Raw genomic sequence first — 18,042 nt, 5'->3', positions numbered from 1 at the left:
GAATAAAAATTTGTGTTAAGCGAGAAAATTATGAGTAAAATCAGAATTGTAACCGATTCGTCAATCACGATTGAACCAGAATTGGTTAAAAAATATAATATCACTGTTGTCCCATTGTCGGTAATGGTGGACGGTGTCATCTATTCAGATAGTGACCTTCGAGAAGAAGGCCGTTTCTTGGAAATGATGAAGCATAGTAAAGAGTTACCAAAGACAAGCCAACCACCTGTAGGTTTGTTTGCTGAGACATATGAAAATCTTGTCAAAGAAGGTGCAGAACAAATTGTGGCAATCCACATTATGCACACACTCTCTGGGACATGTGAAGCCTCACGTCAAGGAGCTAGTCTTTCAGGAGCAGATGTAACTGTCATCGATTCAGGCTTTACGGATCAATGCCTCAAGTTTCAAGTTGTTGAGGCAGCTAAATTAGCTGAAGCAGGAGCTAGTCTTGATGAGATTGTAGCCCATGTTGAAGAAGTGAAAAATAAATCAGAACTTCATATTGGTGTTTCTACCCTTGAGAATCTGGTCAAAGGTGGTCGTATTGGACGTGTAACAGGTCTTCTGTCTTCATTACTCAATATCCGTGTCATCATGGAGTTGAAAGACTATCAGTTGAATACGGTTGCTAAGGGGCGAGGAGCTAAGACTTTCACGAAATGGTTAGATTCTTATATTAATGGTATCAAGGATAAGGACCTAAAAGTGGCAGAGATTGGTATTTCTTATGCAGGGACACCTGATTTAGCACATGAACTGGCTGAAAAACTTGAGGTTTTGGGTGCTCCAATTTCAATCCTTGAGACTGGTTCCATCATTCAAACGCACACTGGTGAAGGCGCCTTTGCCGTAATGGTTCGTTATGAATAAGTGGAAAGAATCAGAATTAGTTAGAAGCCTCGTAGGCTTCTTCTTGCTTTTTCTCTTATTTGTAGGCCTCTTCATTTTTATCGTTCCTAGTACGCATCAGTCATCAAAAATTGCAGAAAAGATTAAATCTATCAAAAATGAAAATGTGACCTATGTTGCTATTGGTGATTCCCTTACTCAAGGGGTAGGTGATAGTAGTAATCAAGGAGGATTCGTTCCTGTGCTATCACAGGCATTAGAGTCAGATTTTGACTGGCAAGTGACTTCTCGTAACTACGGTATTGCGGGGAATACGAGTAATCAAATTCTCAAAAGAATGCAAGAAAAGAAGGATATTCAAAGAGATCTCAAAAAGGCTAAAGTGATGACTCTGACAGTTGGTGGTAATGATGTAATCCATGTCATTAAGGACAATATCACGAATCTTAATGTAGCTACCTTCACTAAGCCTGCTCAGGCCTATCAAAAGAGATTAGAACAGATTATTGAGCTAGCCCGCAAGGAAAATAAAACATTGCCAATTTATATTGTTGGTATTTACAATCCTTTTTATCTTAATTTTCCAGAGATGACAGAAATGCAAACGATTGTAGATAATTGGAACCAGTCTACTGAAGAGGTGTGCAAAGAGTACGATAATGTGTATTTTGTTCCTGTAAATGATTTGCTTTATAAGGGAATTGATGGTAAGGGCGGTGTTACAAGTTCTGATGATACCTCTCAGTCTAGTAAATCTTCTCAAGATAGTCTGAACGATGCTCTTTTTGAGGATGATCATTTTCATCCAAATAATACAGGTTATCAAATTATGTCAGATGCCATTTTGAAACGTATTAACCAAACAAAAAAGGAGTGGTCAGGTGAGTAAGATATGGAAATGGCTATTTTTAGGACTCTTGGCCTTAAATCTAGCCTTAGTAAGTGTTGTGACCTATAGAATCATGACTCCAGTGGAGACGACAAGTTCTGTATCTCTATCCAAGGGAGCAACTAAAATTGGAAAATATAGTATGACTAAGGATGAGCTTGACGCTGCTCTTACAGGCTTTGCCCAGGATTATTCGACTGATAAGATGCGTTTCAAGGTCAAGGTTACCAATTCTAAAATTGTTTTTGAAAGTAGCTATAAGGTTTTAGGTCATCCTGTTCCTCTATATGTCTATTTTACGCCGGTTGTTAGTGAATCAGGAGCAATTGTACTGCATGTTTCTGAGCTTTCAGCTGGAACCTTGAAACTGCCTGTTTCGGATGTCCTTAAGATGATTAAACGTTCGACTAACCTTCCTGATTACATCGCAATCGATAGTAAGAAGGGAAAGGTTACCCTAAATATTCAGTCTATGAAGAATGAGAAGGGGATAACAGCACGTGCTCAAAGCCTAGATTTGGTTAATGACCGTATCGAATTTGACATCTATAAGACAATAAATTAAAAAGCCTTTACTTTTTGCAAAAAAGCGATTAAATTAGCGTTTATTACTTGACCTCATAGGTCTTTTAGGATAAGATAATACTTGTTCAAGCGCTAAAAAAACTATTCGCTTAGAAATAAATTGGAGGATTGTTACAATGGCTAACAAACAAGATTTGATCGCTAAAGTTGCAGAAGCAACTGAGCTTACTAAAAAAGATTCAGCAGCAGCTGTAGATGCAGTTTTCGCTTCTATCGAAGAATTTCTTGCTGCAGGTGAAAAAGTACAATTGATTGGTTTCGGTAACTTTGAAGTACGCGAACGTGCTGCTCGTCAAGGTCGTAACCCACAAACTGGTGAAGCTATCTCAATCGCAGCTTCTAAAGTTCCTGCATTTAAAGCTGGTAAAGCTCTTAAAGACGCAGTTAAATAATGTAAAAACCCCTAAGATTTTAGGGGTTTTGATTTATACGAAATAAGTTAAGGGAATCTATGAAAACCATAACAGTGGTATTGATTTTTCTTTTGGTTTTTACTGTTATTAAACTATCAGGTATTGTTGCTATTAGCAAACTGATGAAGCCAAGTGAAGAACAAATTGAAGAAGCGCGTCAGAAACGTCTTCAAGCTGAAAAAGAGGGCAAGGACCCTTTTGAAGACTGGGATGAACGCGATGATGATGGTCTTGTCTAATAAGAGAATCCTCATCAAATAACAAAAAAAGTTTGGAAGATTTTCCAAACTTTTTTTATAGACTAGTCGATGTAGTGAAGTTTTCCTCGGAAGTCTTCAAGAGTTTCGTAACCTTTTTCTTCCATGATTTCTTTAAGTTCTTTAGTAATACGGTCAAAAATAGCGACACCTTCTTTTTGAAGGGCAGTACCAACTTGTACCATACTTGCGCCACAAAGGATGTGTTCAAAAGCATCACGACCAGATTTTACACCACCAGTACCAATAATTTGGATTTCAGGTTTCAAACGTTGGTAGAAAGCATGAACGTTTGCCAAGGCAGTAGGTTTGATGTAGTCACCACCTATACCACCAAAACCATTCTTAGGTTTGATGACAACAGACTCATCTTCAATGTAAAGGCCATTACCAATTGAGTTCACACAGTTAACAAAGACAAGTGGGAATTGGTTGAAAACGGCAGCAGCTTGATCAAAGTGCACAATATCAAAGTATGGTGGTAATTTCACACCAAGAGGTTTCGTAAAGTAAGAAAAGACTTCAGTTAGGATCTCTGTTGTTGTTTCAAAATCGTAAGCGATTTGAGGTTTACCCGGAACGTTAGGACATGAAAGGTTGAGTTCAACCAGCCCTTCATAGTCACTTTCTTGAACTTTTTTAAGAATGGTGTGTGTTTCCTCAGGTGAAAGACCAACGAGAGAAAGAAAATGATTTTTTGTATTGGGTTGCTTTTGTAATTCAATGACATAGTCAAGGTAGTATTCGAAACCGTTATTTGGCAATCCCATTGAGTTGATTGACCCAAGAGGAACATTCACATAACGTGGTTCAGGATTACCGGGACGGGCCTCAAGTGTTCCGGTTTTTGTGACAAATGAACCTGCAGCTGAAGCCTCAACCTCTGCCAATTCTTCCTTAGTCATACAATGAACACCAGCGGCATTCATAAGACAGTTATCAAATGTAAACTGACCAACTTTTGTAGCAGTAGAAACCATAAGATCCTCCTTAAAGATCACAAAGTAAAATGTTACTATTTCATCTCATTTTAGCATGAAAAGGGGCCTAAAACAAGGAAATATTGGACGGGCTAAAGCCTCTAAAACGAAATTCTGATATCGTCTCTTTTTGCCAAGACAAGAGGCAATAGAATTTTACAGAATTTTTTGGATTTTGCTAGCTTTTTCAAGGTTTTTTGGGTAGAATAGATACAGTAAATGGGTTTAACCCAAAATAAAAAGGAGACATAACTAATGGTAAAATTGGTTTTCGCTCGCCACGGTGAGTCTGAATGGAACAAAGCTAACCTTTTCACAGGTTGGGCTGACGTAGATCTTTCTGAAAAAGGTACTCAACAAGCTATCGACGCTGGTAAATTGATTAAAGAAGCTGGTATCGAATTTGACCAAGCATACACTTCAGTATTGAAACGTGCGATCAAAACAACTAACTTGGCTCTTGAAGCATCTGACCAACTTTGGGTTCCAGTTGAAAAATCATGGCGCTTGAACGAACGTCACTACGGTGGTTTGACTGGTAAAAACAAAGCAGAAGCTGCTGAGCAATTTGGTGATGAGCAAGTTCACATCTGGCGTCGTTCATACGATGTATTGCCTCCAGCAATGGATCGTGATGATGAGCACTCAGCACACACTGACCGTCGTTACGCTTCACTTGATGACTCAGTAATTCCAGATGCTGAAAACTTGAAAGTGACTTTGGAACGTGCCCTTCCATTCTGGGAAGATAAAATCGCTCCAGCTCTTAAAGATGGTAAAAACGTATTCGTAGGTGCACACGGTAACTCAATTCGTGCCCTTGTAAAACACATCAAACAATTGTCAGATGACGAAATCATGGATGTTGAAATTCCAAACTTCCCACCATTGGTATTCGAATTTGACGAAAAATTGAACGTTGTTTCTGAATACTACCTCGGAAAATAATTATAAAAGATAAAAGGCGGGATTTATTCCACCTTTTTTTTGAGAAGTGACTCTCGGTTCGTCTCACTTTGTAAGGTGAGATGAACCAAGGAGATAATTAGTCTAGAGTTTCGATATACTCCAGTCCCCAACTTTCAATGGCATCTAGGACACCTTGAAATTTTCTACCCATTTCAGTTAGACTGTATTCGACCCGTGGGGGAACTTCAGCATAGACTTTACGCTCCACGATTTTATCATTCTCGAGCTGTCTGAGGTGTCGTGTTAGAATGGTTTGGGTAATGCCAGGAATTAGACGTTGTAGTTCATTAAAACGCTTAGTCCCCGTACTGAGTTGATAGATGATGACTAGAGCCCATTTGCCTGTTAGTACACGCTGCGTCGTGGCAAAAGGACAAATTCCGTATTCACTGACTTTGGTTACCATAATTCCTCCAAATTTTTTAAAATTATTCTCTTATTTGACAATAATAGTATCGTATTTGATACTATATAACAATAAAGTGCCTACTTTTCTTTTTGTTAGTAAGTGATAAAATTATATCATAAATAAAAGAAACGAGGAGTAACTCATGTCAGTAAATTTAGAAATTTTCAATGCATATAACAATGGTCTTGTAACAGGTGATCTTCCAGCTGTTTTTGAGACTATGGCAGATGATATCATCTGGCACCAGCCAGGTCAGCATAGTAATTCCGGTACAGTTGTTGGAAAAGAAGCACTTGGAGCACACTTGGCTCAATTTTCAGAAAAAACAAACGGTACCTTCAAAGTATTGACTAACTGGGTGTCTGAAAATATTGACCTTGTAGCAGCCAATGTGACCTTTGTTGGAACTCGCCCAGACGGCGAGGAACTCAACATGAATGGTATTGATCTTTTTCGCATGGATGATGGAAAGATCAAGGAAGTTTGGCTCTTTTCATCAGATCAAGCAGTAGAAGATGCTTTCTGGGGTTAGACAGTAAATTAATCTATAATCTGAAATGAAATTTGATTTATGGATCGTGATGATGAGCACTCAGCACACACCGACCGTCGTTACGCTTCACTTGTTGACTCAGTAATTCCAGATGCTGAAAACTTGAAAGTTACTTTGGAACGTGTCCTTCCATTCTGGGAAGATAAAATCGCTCTAGCTCTTAAAGATGGTAAAAACGTATTCGTAGGTGCACACGGTAACTCAATCCGTGCCCTTGTTAAACACATCAAACAATTGTCAGACGACGAAATCATGGATGTTGAAATTCCAAACTTCCCACCATTGGTATTCGAATTTGACGAAAAATTGAACGTTGTTAACGAATACTACCTCGGAAAATAAGCTGAGATAAGTAGTTATCATTAACAATAAAAAAAGTTGACTTCGGTCAGCTTTTTTTTTTACTGAAAATAAATGTAAATTATGGTCAGAAAAGTCAGTCAATTCAGTAATTTTTCCTTGACTTTCAAGTTGGAAAGATGTATCATATTAACCAAGATACATCGAAAGGAAATGAGTCAAATGACATTCGCAACTACAACTGTTTTGCTATTGCGTAATGAGGGCTAGTGCAAAAGCATTAGTCCTGTTTGGCTTACCAAGCGGGAGGTAAAAACATCTCGCTTGGGTTTCCGAGTGAGATGTTTTTTTACTACTATCGTTTTTACTTTTAGAAAGAGGATTGTCTATGCGTAAAGTTGAATTTTTTGATACAAGTCTTCGTGATGGGGAACAAACACCAGGTGTTAACTTTTCAATCAAAGAAAAAGTTGCCATTGCTAAGCAACTTGAAAAATGGGGAATTTCTGTAATTGAAGCTGGTTTCCCTGCAGCTAGCCCAGATTCATTTGAAGCAGTAAAACAAATTGCAGAAGCTATGACAACAACTTCTGTTACTGGTTTGGCTCGTTCAGTAAAATCTGATATTGATGCTTGTTATGAGGCTTTGAAAGATGCTAAGTATCCACAAATTCATGTCTTTATCGCAACAAGTCCGATTCATCGTGAGTTTAAATTGAAGAAATCAAAAGAAGAAATTCTTGAAGCTGTAAAAGAACATGTGTCATATGCACGTTCAAAATTTGAAGTTGTTGAGTTTTCTCCTGAAGATGCTACTCGTACTGAGCTTGATTTCTTGACTGAAGTTGTTCAAACAGCAGTTGATGCTGGTGCCTCATATATTAATATTCCTGATACAGTTGGCTTTACGACTCCAGAAGAGTTTGCACGTATTTTTGATCACTTGACTGAAAATATTAAATCAGATCATAAAGTTGTCTTTGGTGTTCACTGCCACGACGACCTTGGTATGGCAACTGCAAATACTTTGACAGCAATTAAACATGGTGCTGGACGTGTTCAGGGAACAGTCAATGGTATTGGTGAGCGTGCGGGTAATGTTGCTCTTGAAGAAGTAGCTGTTGCTTTGAAAATTCGTGAAGACTTCTTCCAAGCAAGTTGTGATATTGTTTTGAATGAAACTATGAATACATCAGAGCTTGTTTCTCGCTTCTCAGGTATTCCAGTTCCTAAAAATAAAGCTGTTGTTGGTGGAAATGCTTTCTCTCATGAATCAGGTATCCACCAAGATGGTGTTCTTAAGAACCCTCAAACTTATGAAATCTTCACACCAGAATTGGTAGGTGTCAAGAGTAACAGTCTTCCTCTTGGTAAATTGTCAGGACGCCATGCCTTTGTTGAAAAATTGAAAGAACTTGAGCTTGACTTTGTTGAAGAAGATATCAAACCACTCTTTGCCAAATTTAAAGTCTTGGCTGGGAAAAAACATGATATTACCGATGCAGACATTCGTGCACTTGTTGCTGGTACTAGTGTAGATAATCCAGAAGGTTTCCACTTCGAAGATCTTCGCTTGACTACTAATGCTGATGAAACAATCACTGCTACAGTAAGCTTGGCTAATGAAGACGGTGAATCTGTAGAATTTTTGGCCAATGGCCAAGGGTCAGTTGAAGCTATTTTCAATGCTATTGACAAATTCTTCAACCAAACAGTTCGCTTGACTTCTTATAATATTGACGCTGTAACTGATGGTATTGATGCGCAAGCACGTGTACTTGTAACTGTCGAAAATGTAGATACAGATACTATTTTCAATGCATCTGGTTTGGACTTTGATGTTTTGAAAGCATCAGCAATTGCCTATATCAATGCTAATACATTGGTTCAAAAAGAAAATGCTGGTGAGATGGCACGTAAGGTTTCTTATCGTGACCTTCCATAAGCCAAAGAGGAGTTAAACATGACAAAGAAAATCGTAACACTTTCAGGTGATGGAATTGGACCTGAGATTATGGCAGCGGGTCTTGAAGTTCTTGAAAAAGTAGCTTCAAAAATTGGATTTGATTATGACATCGATGCTAAACCATTTGGTGGTGCTGGTATTGATGCTGAAGGTCATCCACTTCCTAAGTCAACTTTGGATGCTGCTAAATCAGCAGATGCTATCCTCTTGGCTGCAATTGGTGGACCAAAATATGACAATGCGCCAGTTCGTCCTGAACAAGGGCTTTTGGCCATTCGTAAAGAGCTAAATCTCTTTGCTAATATCCGTCCTGTCCGCATCTTTGATGCTTTGAAACACTTGTCACCTCTTAAACCAGAGCGTATCGAGGGCGTAGATTTTGTCGTTGTTCGTGAGCTTACAGGCGGGATTTACTTTGGTGAGCATATTCTCGAAGAAGATAAGGCTCGTGATATCAATGATTATTCAGCAGATGAGATTCGTCGTATCATTCGTCGTGCTTTCAAGATTGCCCAAGGTCGTGGCAAAAAGGTCACTAGCATTGATAAACAAAATGTTTTGGCAACTTCTAAATTGTGGCGTAAGATTGCCGATGAAGTTTCTTTGGAGTTTCCAGATGTAACTCTTGAACATCAGCTCGTTGATAGTGCTGCAATGATTATGATTACCAACCCAGCTCGTTTTGATGTGGTTGTGACAGAAAACCTTTTTGGTGATATCTTGTCTGATGAATCAAGTGTCCTTCCAGGAACTTTAGGTGTTATGCCATCTGCCAGTCATTCTGAAAATGGTCCAAGTCTTTATGAACCTATTCATGGTTCAGCACCAGATATCGCTGGTCAAGGTATTGCCAATCCAATTTCAATGATTTTGTCAGTAGCTATGATGTTACGTGAAAGTTTCAATGAAACTGAAGGGGCAGAATTGATTGAAAATGCTGTTGATAAGACCTTGAATCAAGGCATCTTGACACGTGATTTGGGTGGTCAGGCTTCGACTGCTGAAATGACAGCAGCTATTATTGGCAATCTCTAAACTCATGACACTAAAACTAGTGTTACTAAGTGTTTTGTTGGTATGGAATATTGTCGTCTTATTGGTTTATGGCCTTGATAAACATAAGGCTATCCGACATAAGAGACGGATTTCTGAGAAGGCATTATTATTACAGACACTGATCTTTGGTGGTATTGGTGCCTTTCTAGGTGGAAGACTTTTTAGACATAAAATTAACAAATGGTACTTTAAGCTTTGCTGGCTTATAGGAATTGTTATAGATGTCTTTCTTTTATACCTTATTCTAACAAGACTTTCGGATTAGCTAATCCTTAGATTATAATTGGAGTATTTTATGAGCGGAAAATCAATTTTTGATAAACTTTGGGAACGCCACGTCGTTACTGGAAATGAGGGCGAACCACAATTGATGTATGTGGATCAGCATTATATTCACGAGGTTACAAGTCCACAGGCCTTTCAAGGACTTCGTGATGCTGGACGTAAAGTTCGTCGCCCAGATTTAACTTTTGGTACGACAGACCACAACGTTCCTACGGTTGATATTTTTAACATTCGTGACCTTATTTCTAAAAACCAAATTGATACTTTGGCGAAAAACGTTGAGGAATTTGGTATTGATGCGGCTACCCACGGTACTGCTCGTCAGGGGATTGTCCACATGGTTGGTCCTGAAACAGGTCGTAGTCAACCCGGAAAATTTGTCGTTTGTGGAGATAGTCATACGGCTACTCATGGTGCCTTTGGTGCTATTGCCTTTGGTATTGGTACATCTGAGGTAGAACATGTCTTTGCGACACAATGTTTGTGGCAAGTGAAACCGAAGAAAATGAAGGTTGAATTTGTTGGTAAACCACAGCCAGGTGTTTATTCAAAAGACTTTATTCTTGCACTCATTGCACGCTATGGCGTTGATGCTGGTGTAGGATACGCAGTTGAATATTGTGGTGAAGCTATCGATGCTCTTTCAATGGATGAACGCATGACTATCTGTAACATGTCTATTGAATTTGGTGCTAAGATGGGTCTTATGAATCCAGACCAAAAAACTTATGATTATGTTGAAGGGCGTCCTTGCGCACCTAAGGGTGAGAAGTTTGAAGAAGCAGTAGCTGACTGGAAAACCTTGGTCTCAGATCCAGATGCTGAATACGATAAAGTAATCACTATTGATGTTTCAGAATTGGCACCTATGGTTACATGGGGAACTAACCCTGAAATGGGTGTTGAGTTTGATCAACCATTCCCAGAAATCAAAGACTTTAATGATGAACGTGCTTACGAGTATATGGATGTTAAGCCTGGCGAATATGCTAAAGATATCGATCTTGGCTATGTCTTTATTGGTTCTTGTACTAACGCACGTCTTAGCGACCTTGAGTTAGCTGCTAAATTCGTTAAAGGAAAACATATCGCACCAACATTGACAGCTATTGTTGTTCCAGGTTCACGTCCAGTTAAGAAAGAAGCTGAACGTCTTGGTTTGGATAAAATTTTCTTGGATGCAGGATTTGAATGGCGTGATCCAGGTTGCTCAATGTGTCTTGGTATGAACCCAGACCATGTTCCAGAAGGCGTTCACTGTGCATCTACAAGTAACCGTAACTTTGAGGGACGTCAAGGATATGGAGCTCGTACTCACCTTTGTAGTCCAGCAATGGCAGCAGCTGCGGCAATCGCTGGTAAATTTGTAGATGTACGCTATATGCCAGAAGTTCAAGCATAAGGGAGAAGATAATGGAAAAATTTACCGTCTATACAGGGAAATCAGTACCTTTGATGAATGATAACATCGATACGGACCAACTCATTCCCAAACAATTCTTGAAAGCTGTTGATAAAAAAGGCTTCGGTAAGAATTTGATGTTTGAATGGCGTTATCTTAATGATGACTACGAAGAAAATCCTGATTTCGTCTTCAATAAACCTGAGTATCGCGATGCGACTATTTTGGTTACTGGTGATAACTTTGGTTCAGGATCATCTCGTGAACACGCTGCGTGGGCATTGGAAGACTATGGTTTCCGCTGTGTTATCGCTGGATCATTTTCAGATATCCACTATAACAACGAATTGAAGAATGGTATGTTGCCAATCGTTCAACCCTTGGAAGTACGTCAAAAATTGGCTGCTCTTCCTGCAGGTGAGGAAATCACGATTGACCTTCCAAACCAAGTCATTAAATCTTCAGCAGGAGAGTTTCCATTTGATATCGATCATGAGTGGAAACGTAAATTGGTTGAAGGGCTTGATGATATTGGAATCACTCTTCAATATGAAGATTTGATTGCTGCCTATGAAAAACAACGCCCATCATATTGGCAATAAGGGACTAAGTTGTTTTTCTAAACTTTGATATTCAATCTTGCTATCAAAAGCAATGATGTGTTAGTAAAAAAATAATGATCACTTAAAAGAATGGGATAAGGACAATGTCTAAAATGTTGTTCTATCTCATTCTTTTTGTTTGAAACAGTTAATATGGTAGAGGCGTTTTTACTAGTAGCGTATGCTATAATAGAAAGATAGAAAGGAGGCCTTCATGTTTGCACAATTGGATACAAAATCCGTCTATAGTTTCATGGATAGTGTCGTAGATTTGAACAGCTACGTTGCGCGTGCCAAAGAGCTTGGCTATCAAGCCCTTGGTTTGATGGATCGTGACAATCTCTATGCTGCTTATCATTTTGCCCAGCTTGCAAGTAGAAACGGTTTACGTCCTTTGATTGGTATGGAAGCTAATCTATTTTACGAGGGAAGAAAAATTCCTTTTCGTCTATTAGCAAAAAATAATCAGGGCTATAAAAATTTGATGAAGTTGGCAACAGAGCTTTCCTCAGGACAACGTGAACTTACAGCTTTTTCGGACTATCTGAATGCTATTGCCCTCATCCTTCCGAGTGAAGACTGGGAGTCAGGGATGACACTTGGTTCAGAGGTTTTCATTGGGGTAAGGCCAGAAGATGCGGGTAAAGAGTTTGATTATCCTGTAGTTCCCTTACATACAGTGCGTTACTTTGAGAATGCAGACCGCTCGACGATTCAGATGTTGCATGCCATCTCGCAAAACGTTTCCTTGTCAGAGGCCTCTATTTGTCCTATGAATCAGCTTCTTTTCTCGCCTCAAGAAATGGAAAGTGCTTATAGTGATATCCCAGAGGCTTTGAACAATTTGGAGCAACTTGTTTCAGACATTACTTATCAATTTGATACGGATTTGAAGCTTCCCCGTTTTAATCGAGATATGCCAGCAGTTGACCAATTAAGTCAATTAGCTCAATCTGGATTGGAGTCTAAAAAGTTAACCTCAGCAGTTTATCAGGAACGTTTAGACAAAGAATTGTCTATCATTCATCAGATGGGCTTTGATGATTATTTCTTGATTGTCTGGGATTTGTTACGCTTTGGGCGTAGCCGTGGTTATTATATGGGAATGGGACGTGGATCTGCTGCAGGAAGCTTGGTGGCCTATGTTCTTGACATTACTGGAATTGATCCCGTTAAAAATGACTTGCTTTTCGAGCGTTTCCTAAATGAAGAGCGTTATAGCATGCCTGATATTGATATCGACTTGCCTGATATCTATCGAAGCGAGTTTCTTCATTATGTTAGGGACCGTTATGGTAGTAAGCACTCTGCTCAGATTGTTACCTTTTCAACCTTTGGAGCCAAGCAGGCTATTCGAGATGTTTTTAAACGTTTTGGTGCTAAGGAATTTGAACTGTCCCAACTAAGTAAAAAGATTTCTTTTCGTGATAACTTGACCTCTGTCTATGAGAAGAATATGTCATTCAGACAGTTGATTAATCAGAGACAGGAATTTCAGAGGGCTTTTGAGATTGCTAAGGCTATTGAAGGCCAGCCAAGACAGACCTCAATCCATGCTGCTGGTATAGTGATGAGTGATGACGATCTGACCAACCATATTCCACTAAAAGCTGGTGAGGATATGATGGTTACTCAGTACGATGCCTCCGCGGTTGAGGCCAATGGCTTGCTTAAGATGGATTTCTTGGGCCTCCGTAATTTGACTTTTGTTCAAAAAATGAAGGAGAAGCTAGAAGAAGAGCAGGGCATCACTATTGATATCAAATCCATTGACTTGGAAGATCCACAGACCCTAGCACTTTTTGCCAGTGGTAAGACAAAGGGAATTTTTCAGTTTGAGCAGGCAGGTGCCATAAACCTCCTTAAACGGATTAAACCGGCTAAGTTCGAAGAAGTCGTAGCGACAACCTCTCTTAACCGTCCCGGAGCTAGCGATTATACAGATAATTTCATTGCTCGTAAATACGGTAAGGAAAAAGTAGATCTCATTGATCCAGTAGTTGCACCAATCCTTGAGCCTACTTATGGCATCATGCTCTATCAGGAGCAGGTTATGCAGATTGCCCAAGTATTTGCGGGCTTTACACTCGGAAAAGCCGATTTGCTTCGTCGAGCGATGTCTAAAAAAGATGCCAATGAAATGTCTAAGATGTCCGAACAATTCATGGAAGGAAGTCGTCAGTTAGGACGTGACCCACAGATTGCTGAACGCCTCTTTAGTATGATGGCTAAGTTTGCAGGTTATGGCTTTAATAGAAGTCATGCCTATGCCTACTCAGCTTTAGCCTTTCAGTTAGCCTATTTCAAAACGCACTACCCACAGATATTTTATGACGTCATGTTGAATTATTCGTCTAGTGATTACATTAAGGATGCAATTGAAAATGGCTTCTCCCTAGCTAGTCTCGATATTAATAGGATTCCCTATCTGGACAAGATTTCAGATGGCAAGATCGTATTAGGTCTTAAGACTATCAAAGGCTTGCCAAGAGATTTTGCCCTTTGGATTATTGAGGATCGCAAACAAAATGGCAAGTACATTTCTATAGAAGACTTTTTGACACGTATTCCTAGCAAATATCAGAAAGTCGATATTTTGACACCTCTCATCCAGATTGGTTTGTTTGATATTTTTGAACCAAACCGTCAGAAAATCATTGGCAATTTAAACAACCTCTTTACTTTTGTCAATGAGTTAGGAAGTTTGTTTGCAGAGTCCTCTTATTCTTGGGTTGATTATGAAGACTATAGCCAGACGGATCGTTATAATTTAGAACAGGAGTTACTAGGAGTTGGGCTTAGTCCTCATCCTTTACACCTAGCTCAAAAAATGGCCTCTCGTCCCTATCAACCAATTTCTGATTTGACGGTTAATACTAAGGCGACGGTTTTGGTTCAGCTAGAGTCCGTTCGAATTATCAGAACTAAAAAAGGTGATCAGATGGCCTTTCTGAACGTAACTGATGGGATCAATAAACTTGATGTTACCCTATTCCCAGAAACTTATTTCTATCATAAGGATAAGTTGAGTGAAGGTGGTCTCTTCTATCTTGATGGACGGACCCAGGAGCGTGATGGACGCATTCAATTAATTTTGTCCAATATGGAGGAAGCTAGTACGGAGCGTTTCTGGATTCTACTTGAGAATCATGATAAGGACTTAGAAGTTTCTCAAATCTTAGCTAAGTATCCCGGAAACATTCCTGTCATTATTCGTTATCAAGGAAGTAAGGAAACTATTGTTAGTCAAAGATATAAAGTAGCTAAGAACGAGGAACTTAATCAGGAATTAGCACCTTATGTGTTGAAAACGGTTTTACGATAAAAAAAAACAATAAATCTTTTCAAATTTAAAGCCATTTAGAATTCTTTATGTTATAATGAAAATGTTAAATATATAAAAGGAGTATCAGGAATAATGAAACGTATTGCTGTTTTGACTAGTGGTGGAGATGCCCCTGGTATGAACGCTGCCGCTCGCGCAGTTGTTCTCAAAGCAATTTCTGAAGGAATTGAAGTATTCGGCATTAACCGTGGATACGCTGGTATGGTTGAAGGAGATATCTTCCAACTTGATGCCAAAGGCGTAGACAACATCCTCAGCCGTGGTGGTACTTTCCTTCAGTCTGCTCGCTATCCTGAGTTTGCCCAACTTGAGGGTCAACTTAAAGGTATTGAGCAACTTAAAAAACATGGAATCGAAGGTGTAGTAGTTATTGGTGGAGATGGTTCTTACCATGGTGCTATGCGTTTGACTGAACATGGTTTCCCAGCTGTTGGTCTTCCAGGAACTATCGATAACGATATCGTTGGTACAGACTATACAATTGGTTTTGATACTGCTGTTGCAACTGCAACAGAAGCTATCGATAAAATTCAAGACACTGCTTTCAGTCACGGACGTACTTTTGTCGTTGAAGTTATGGGACGTCACGCTGGTGATATCGCTCTTTGGGCTGGTATCGCTTCTGGTGCAGACCAAATTATCGTACCTGAAGAAGAGTACGACATCAACGAAGTTGTCCGTAAAGTTAAAGAAGGTTACGAATCAGGTGTTAAAACTCACCACGTAATCGTACTTGCTGAAGGTGTTATGGGTGCTGAAGAATTTGCAGCTAAAATGAAAGAAGCTGGAGATACTTCAGATCTTCGTGCAACAAACATTGGACACGTGGTTCGTGGTGGTTCGCCAACTCCGCGTGACCGTGTTCTTGCTTCATGGATGGGTGCTCATGCGGTTGACCTCCTTAAACAAGGTATTGGTGGTGTAGCTGTTGGTATCCACAATGAAGAGCTTGTTGAAAGCCCAATCCTTGGTACAGCAGAAGAAGGCGCTTTGTTCAGTCTTACTGAAGACGGTAAAATTATCGTTAACAATCCACACAAAGCTCGTCTTGACTTTGCAGACCTTAACCGTTCATTGGCTAACTTGAGCTAATCTCGGTTATTTAAATTATTGTTAATCCGTCGCTAGGGCGACAAAAAATATAAGGGAGTTTTTATTTATCATGAATAAACGCGTAAAAATCGTTGCAACACTTGGTCCTGCGGTTGAAATCCGTGGCGGCAAAAAATTTGGTGAAGATGGTTACTGGGGTGAAAAACTTGACCGTGAAGCATCTGCTAAAAACATTGCTCAATTGATCAAGGAAGGTGCCAACGTTTTCCGTTTCAACTTCTCACATGGTGACCACGCTGAACAAGGTGAACGTATGGATGTCGTTCGTATGGCAGAAGACCTTGCTGGTCAAAAAGTAGGTTTCCTTCTTGATACAAAAGGACCTGAAATGCGTACTGAATTGTTCGAAGGTGATGCTAAAGAGTATGCATACAAAACTGGTGAACAAATTCGTGTTGCTACTAAACAAGGTATCAAATCAACTCGCGACGTTATCGCTTTGAACGTTGCAGGTGCACTTGACGTTTTTGACGATGTAGAAGTTGGTAAACAAGTTCTTATCGATGATGGTAAACTTGGTCTTCGTGTTGTAGACAAAGATGCTGAAAAACGTGAATTCATCGTTGAAGTTGAAAATGATGGTATCATCGCTAAACAAAAAGGTGTAAACATCCCTTACACTAAAATTCCTTTCCCAGCACTTGCTGAACGTGATAACGCTGATATCCGTTTTGGTCTTGAACAAGGTCTTAACTTTATCGCTATCTCATTCGTACGTACTGCAAAAGACGTACAAGAAGTTCGTGCTATCTGTGAAGAAACTGGTAACGGTCATGTTCAATTGTTGGCTAAAATCGAAAACCAACAAGGTATCGATAACATCGATGAAATCATCGAAGCTGCTGACGGTATCATGATCGCTCGTGGTGACATGGGTATCGAAGTACCATTCGAAATGGTTCCAGTTTACCAAAAAATGATCATCACTAAAGTAAACGCTGCTGGTAAAGTTGTTGTTACAGCTACTAACATGCTTGAAACAATGACAGAAAAACCACGTGCAACTCGTTCTGAAGTATCTGACGTATTTAACGCAGTTATCGATGGTACAGATGCTACAATGCTTTCTGGTGAGTCTGCAAATGGTAAATACCCAGTTGAATCAGTTCGTACAATGGCTACAATTGATAAAAACGCTCAAACTCTTCTTAAAGAGTATGGTCGTCTTGATTCATCAACATTTGACCGTTCAACTAAGACTGAAGTAGTTGCATCTGCAGTTAAAGATGCTACTAACTCAATGGATATCAAACTTATTGTTGCTCTTACTGAATCAGGTAACACTGCTCGTTTGATTTCTAAATACCGTCCAGAAGCTGATATCTTGGCTGTAACATTCGATGAAATTACTCAAAAATCATTGATGCTTAACTGGGGTGTTATTCCAGTAGTTACTGAAAAACCAAGCTCAACTGATGATATGTTTGATGTTGCTGAAAAAGTTGCATTGGAATCAGGTCTTGTAGAATCTGGTGACAACATTGTTATCGTTGCTGGTGTTCCAGTAGGTACAGGTGGTACAAACACTATGCGTATCCGCACAGTAAAATAATTTAAGTAGTACTTAAATAGAAAGAAGGTCTTTGGATCTTCTTTTTTTGGCTCTATAATCGATTTAGTAGGTTAAACTATTGAAGAGATTATAGAGCTTTTTTCGTAGGTAGCTAAATCAATTGGATAATAATAACAAGTGAAAAAGTGAAGAATATCATACTTATTCCAAATGGTTTAAAGCAAGATGGCTGATTTGGTTTGTATTTTCAACAGATTTAGTTCTAAGTGTCATATGACTTAGAAAGTATTTAGCGAAGTGGGAAATTATCTTTTCAAAGAAATTTTGCTTTTCTTGAAAACAACAGGATAAAAAATGTCGTTAAATAGGCTTCTAAACTATAGTTAAGATGGTTATAAGCTATCTTTTTTAGAAGGACTGAGTTGATAACCAACCATTTTTATTTCAATAATGACTTACTAATTTAAAAGTTCTAATGAATTATTAATTCTGAAAATCGATTTTTGAAAAAAATGAAATCATAAGTTTCTTTTTAATGACAATTCTAAAAGT

At 39.1% G+C, this 18,042-nt stretch carries 17 protein-coding genes and 1 pseudogene; 16 read left to right on the top strand and 2 right to left on the bottom strand.

What is annotated here, in order from left to right; genetic code table 11:
• Positions 1 to 30 precede the first annotated feature (30 nt).
• The 5 genes from H7T98_RS06030 to H7T98_RS06010 all read left to right on the top strand — a co-directional run bounded on the left by H7T98_RS06030 (position 31) and on the right by H7T98_RS06010 (position 2,978).
• A complete protein-coding gene (locus H7T98_RS06030; RefSeq protein ID WP_037601103.1) occupies positions 31 to 873 on the top strand; it encodes a DegV family protein in 843 nt (280 codons plus the stop codon).
• Positions 866 to 1,741 carry an SGNH/GDSL hydrolase family protein gene (locus tag H7T98_RS06025; protein ID WP_037601106.1) on the top strand — a complete coding sequence of 292 codons (876 nt, stop codon included), beginning with the start codon at positions 866 to 868 and terminating at the stop codon, positions 1,739 to 1,741. The genes H7T98_RS06030 and H7T98_RS06025 overlap by 8 nt, the downstream gene beginning before the upstream one ends.
• Entirely contained in the window at positions 1,734 to 2,306 is a 573-nt protein-coding gene (locus H7T98_RS06020) for a YpmS family protein (RefSeq protein ID WP_037601109.1), read from the top strand. The genes H7T98_RS06025 and H7T98_RS06020 overlap by 8 nt, the downstream gene beginning before the upstream one ends.
• A gap of 136 nt (positions 2,307 to 2,442) precedes the next feature.
• Positions 2,443 to 2,718, top strand: a complete 276-nt coding sequence (locus H7T98_RS06015; RefSeq protein WP_002884048.1) for an HU family DNA-binding protein — start codon at positions 2,443 to 2,445, stop codon at positions 2,716 to 2,718.
• Between the two features lie 59 nt (positions 2,719 to 2,777).
• Positions 2,778 to 2,978, top strand: a complete 201-nt coding sequence (locus H7T98_RS06010; protein WP_002890779.1) for a hypothetical protein — start codon at positions 2,778 to 2,780, stop codon at positions 2,976 to 2,978.
• 62 nt (positions 2,979 to 3,040) lie between these two features.
• Here H7T98_RS06010 and H7T98_RS06005 read toward each other — a convergent pair whose 3' ends face one another.
• Positions 3,041 to 3,976, bottom strand: coding sequence for a dihydroorotate oxidase (locus H7T98_RS06005; protein ID WP_060971492.1), 936 nt, complete (start codon positions 3,974 to 3,976; stop codon positions 3,041 to 3,043).
• Between the two features lie 255 nt (positions 3,977 to 4,231).
• Here H7T98_RS06005 and H7T98_RS06000 point away from each other — a divergent pair, with 255 nt between their 5' ends.
• Positions 4,232 to 4,924 (top strand): phosphoglycerate mutase, encoded by a 693-nt coding sequence (locus tag H7T98_RS06000; protein WP_000240128.1) that lies wholly within the window; start codon positions 4,232 to 4,234, stop codon positions 4,922 to 4,924.
• Between the two features lie 97 nt (positions 4,925 to 5,021).
• Here H7T98_RS06000 and H7T98_RS05995 read toward each other — a convergent pair whose 3' ends face one another.
• Complete coding sequence (locus H7T98_RS05995) at positions 5,022 to 5,351, bottom strand: winged helix-turn-helix transcriptional regulator (protein ID WP_201061484.1); 330 nt, start codon at positions 5,349 to 5,351, stop codon at positions 5,022 to 5,024.
• A 145-nt stretch (positions 5,352 to 5,496) separates the two neighbouring features.
• Here H7T98_RS05995 and H7T98_RS05990 point away from each other — a divergent pair, with 145 nt between their 5' ends.
• The 10 genes and pseudogenes from H7T98_RS05990 (at position 5,497) to pyk (ending at position 17,529) form a co-directional block, all read left to right on the top strand.
• Entirely contained in the window at positions 5,497 to 5,886 is a 390-nt protein-coding gene (locus H7T98_RS05990) for a nuclear transport factor 2 family protein (RefSeq protein ID WP_201061481.1), read from the top strand.
• A gap of 39 nt (positions 5,887 to 5,925) precedes the next feature.
• Positions 5,926 to 6,249 (top strand): annotated as a pseudogene (locus H7T98_RS05985) (2,3-bisphosphoglycerate-dependent phosphoglycerate mutase); the annotation flags it as partial.
• A gap of 346 nt (positions 6,250 to 6,595) precedes the next feature.
• Positions 6,596 to 8,152, top strand: coding sequence for a 2-isopropylmalate synthase (locus H7T98_RS05980; protein WP_002884004.1), 1,557 nt, complete (start codon positions 6,596 to 6,598; stop codon positions 8,150 to 8,152).
• Positions 8,153 to 8,170: 18 nt separating this feature from the next.
• A complete protein-coding gene (gene leuB / locus H7T98_RS05975) occupies positions 8,171 to 9,208 on the top strand; it encodes a 3-isopropylmalate dehydrogenase (protein WP_201061479.1) in 1,038 nt (345 codons plus the stop codon).
• Positions 9,209 to 9,212: 4 nt separating this feature from the next.
• Positions 9,213 to 9,494, top strand: coding sequence for a DUF1294 domain-containing protein (locus H7T98_RS05970; RefSeq protein ID WP_037598114.1), 282 nt, complete (start codon positions 9,213 to 9,215; stop codon positions 9,492 to 9,494).
• Positions 9,495 to 9,524: 30 nt separating this feature from the next.
• Positions 9,525 to 10,916 carry a 3-isopropylmalate dehydratase large subunit gene (gene leuC / locus H7T98_RS05965; protein WP_022496499.1) on the top strand — a complete coding sequence of 464 codons (1,392 nt, stop codon included), beginning with the start codon at positions 9,525 to 9,527 and terminating at the stop codon, positions 10,914 to 10,916.
• An 11-nt stretch (positions 10,917 to 10,927) separates the two neighbouring features.
• Positions 10,928 to 11,518, top strand: coding sequence for a 3-isopropylmalate dehydratase small subunit (gene leuD, locus H7T98_RS05960; RefSeq protein WP_002884116.1), 591 nt, complete (start codon positions 10,928 to 10,930; stop codon positions 11,516 to 11,518).
• Between the two features lie 214 nt (positions 11,519 to 11,732).
• Positions 11,733 to 14,843 (top strand): DNA polymerase III subunit alpha, encoded by a 3,111-nt coding sequence (locus H7T98_RS05955; protein WP_201061478.1) that lies wholly within the window; start codon positions 11,733 to 11,735, stop codon positions 14,841 to 14,843.
• A gap of 93 nt (positions 14,844 to 14,936) precedes the next feature.
• On the top strand, positions 14,937 to 15,956 hold the full coding sequence (gene pfkA, locus H7T98_RS05950) for a 6-phosphofructokinase (RefSeq protein WP_002884051.1): 1,020 nt from the start codon (positions 14,937 to 14,939) through the stop codon (positions 15,954 to 15,956).
• 70 nt (positions 15,957 to 16,026) lie between these two features.
• The gene (pyk, locus tag H7T98_RS05945; RefSeq protein ID WP_002884118.1) at positions 16,027 to 17,529 is read left to right on the top strand and encodes a pyruvate kinase; all 1,503 of its coding nucleotides are present in this window, start codon (positions 16,027 to 16,029) and stop codon (positions 17,527 to 17,529) included.
• The last annotated feature ends 513 nt before the right edge of the window (positions 17,530 to 18,042 follow it).

This window comes from Streptococcus sp. 23.2 (genome assembly GCF_016648665.1).
Classification (GTDB): Bacteria; Bacillota; Bacilli; order Lactobacillales; family Streptococcaceae; genus Streptococcus; species Streptococcus salivarius_E.
The sequence above is the reverse complement of the archived record's forward strand: the minus strand, read 5'-3'. Positions and strand labels throughout refer to the sequence as shown.

Bases quoted from the DNA above. Each gene is read 5' to 3' on its own strand.
- leuC (WP_022496499.1), top strand. From the start codon at position 9,525: ATGAGCGGAAAATCAATTTTTGATAAACTTTGGGAACGCCACGTCGTT.
- H7T98_RS06025 (WP_037601106.1), top strand. From the start codon at position 866: ATGAATAAGTGGAAAGAATCAGAATTAGTTAGAAGCCTCGTAGGCTTC.
- leuB (WP_201061479.1), top strand. From the start codon at position 8,171: ATGACAAAGAAAATCGTAACACTTTCAGGTGATGGAATTGGACCTGAG.
- H7T98_RS06015 (WP_002884048.1), top strand. From the start codon at position 2,443: ATGGCTAACAAACAAGATTTGATCGCTAAAGTTGCAGAAGCAACTGAG.
- H7T98_RS06010 (WP_002890779.1), top strand. From the start codon at position 2,778: ATGAAAACCATAACAGTGGTATTGATTTTTCTTTTGGTTTTTACTGTT.
- H7T98_RS05995 (WP_201061484.1), bottom strand. From the start codon at position 5,351: ATGGTAACCAAAGTCAGTGAATACGGAATTTGTCCTTTTGCCACGACG.
- H7T98_RS05980 (WP_002884004.1), top strand. From the start codon at position 6,596: ATGCGTAAAGTTGAATTTTTTGATACAAGTCTTCGTGATGGGGAACAA.
- H7T98_RS06030 (WP_037601103.1), top strand. From the start codon at position 31: ATGAGTAAAATCAGAATTGTAACCGATTCGTCAATCACGATTGAACCA.
- leuD (WP_002884116.1), top strand. From the start codon at position 10,928: ATGGAAAAATTTACCGTCTATACAGGGAAATCAGTACCTTTGATGAAT.
- pyk (WP_002884118.1), top strand. From the start codon at position 16,027: ATGAATAAACGCGTAAAAATCGTTGCAACACTTGGTCCTGCGGTTGAA.
- pfkA (WP_002884051.1), top strand. From the start codon at position 14,937: ATGAAACGTATTGCTGTTTTGACTAGTGGTGGAGATGCCCCTGGTATG.
- H7T98_RS06005 (WP_060971492.1), bottom strand. From the start codon at position 3,976: ATGGTTTCTACTGCTACAAAAGTTGGTCAGTTTACATTTGATAACTGT.
- H7T98_RS05955 (WP_201061478.1), top strand. From the start codon at position 11,733: ATGTTTGCACAATTGGATACAAAATCCGTCTATAGTTTCATGGATAGT.
- H7T98_RS05990 (WP_201061481.1), top strand. From the start codon at position 5,497: ATGTCAGTAAATTTAGAAATTTTCAATGCATATAACAATGGTCTTGTA.
- H7T98_RS06000 (WP_000240128.1), top strand. From the start codon at position 4,232: ATGGTAAAATTGGTTTTCGCTCGCCACGGTGAGTCTGAATGGAACAAA.
- H7T98_RS05970 (WP_037598114.1), top strand. From the start codon at position 9,213: ATGACACTAAAACTAGTGTTACTAAGTGTTTTGTTGGTATGGAATATT.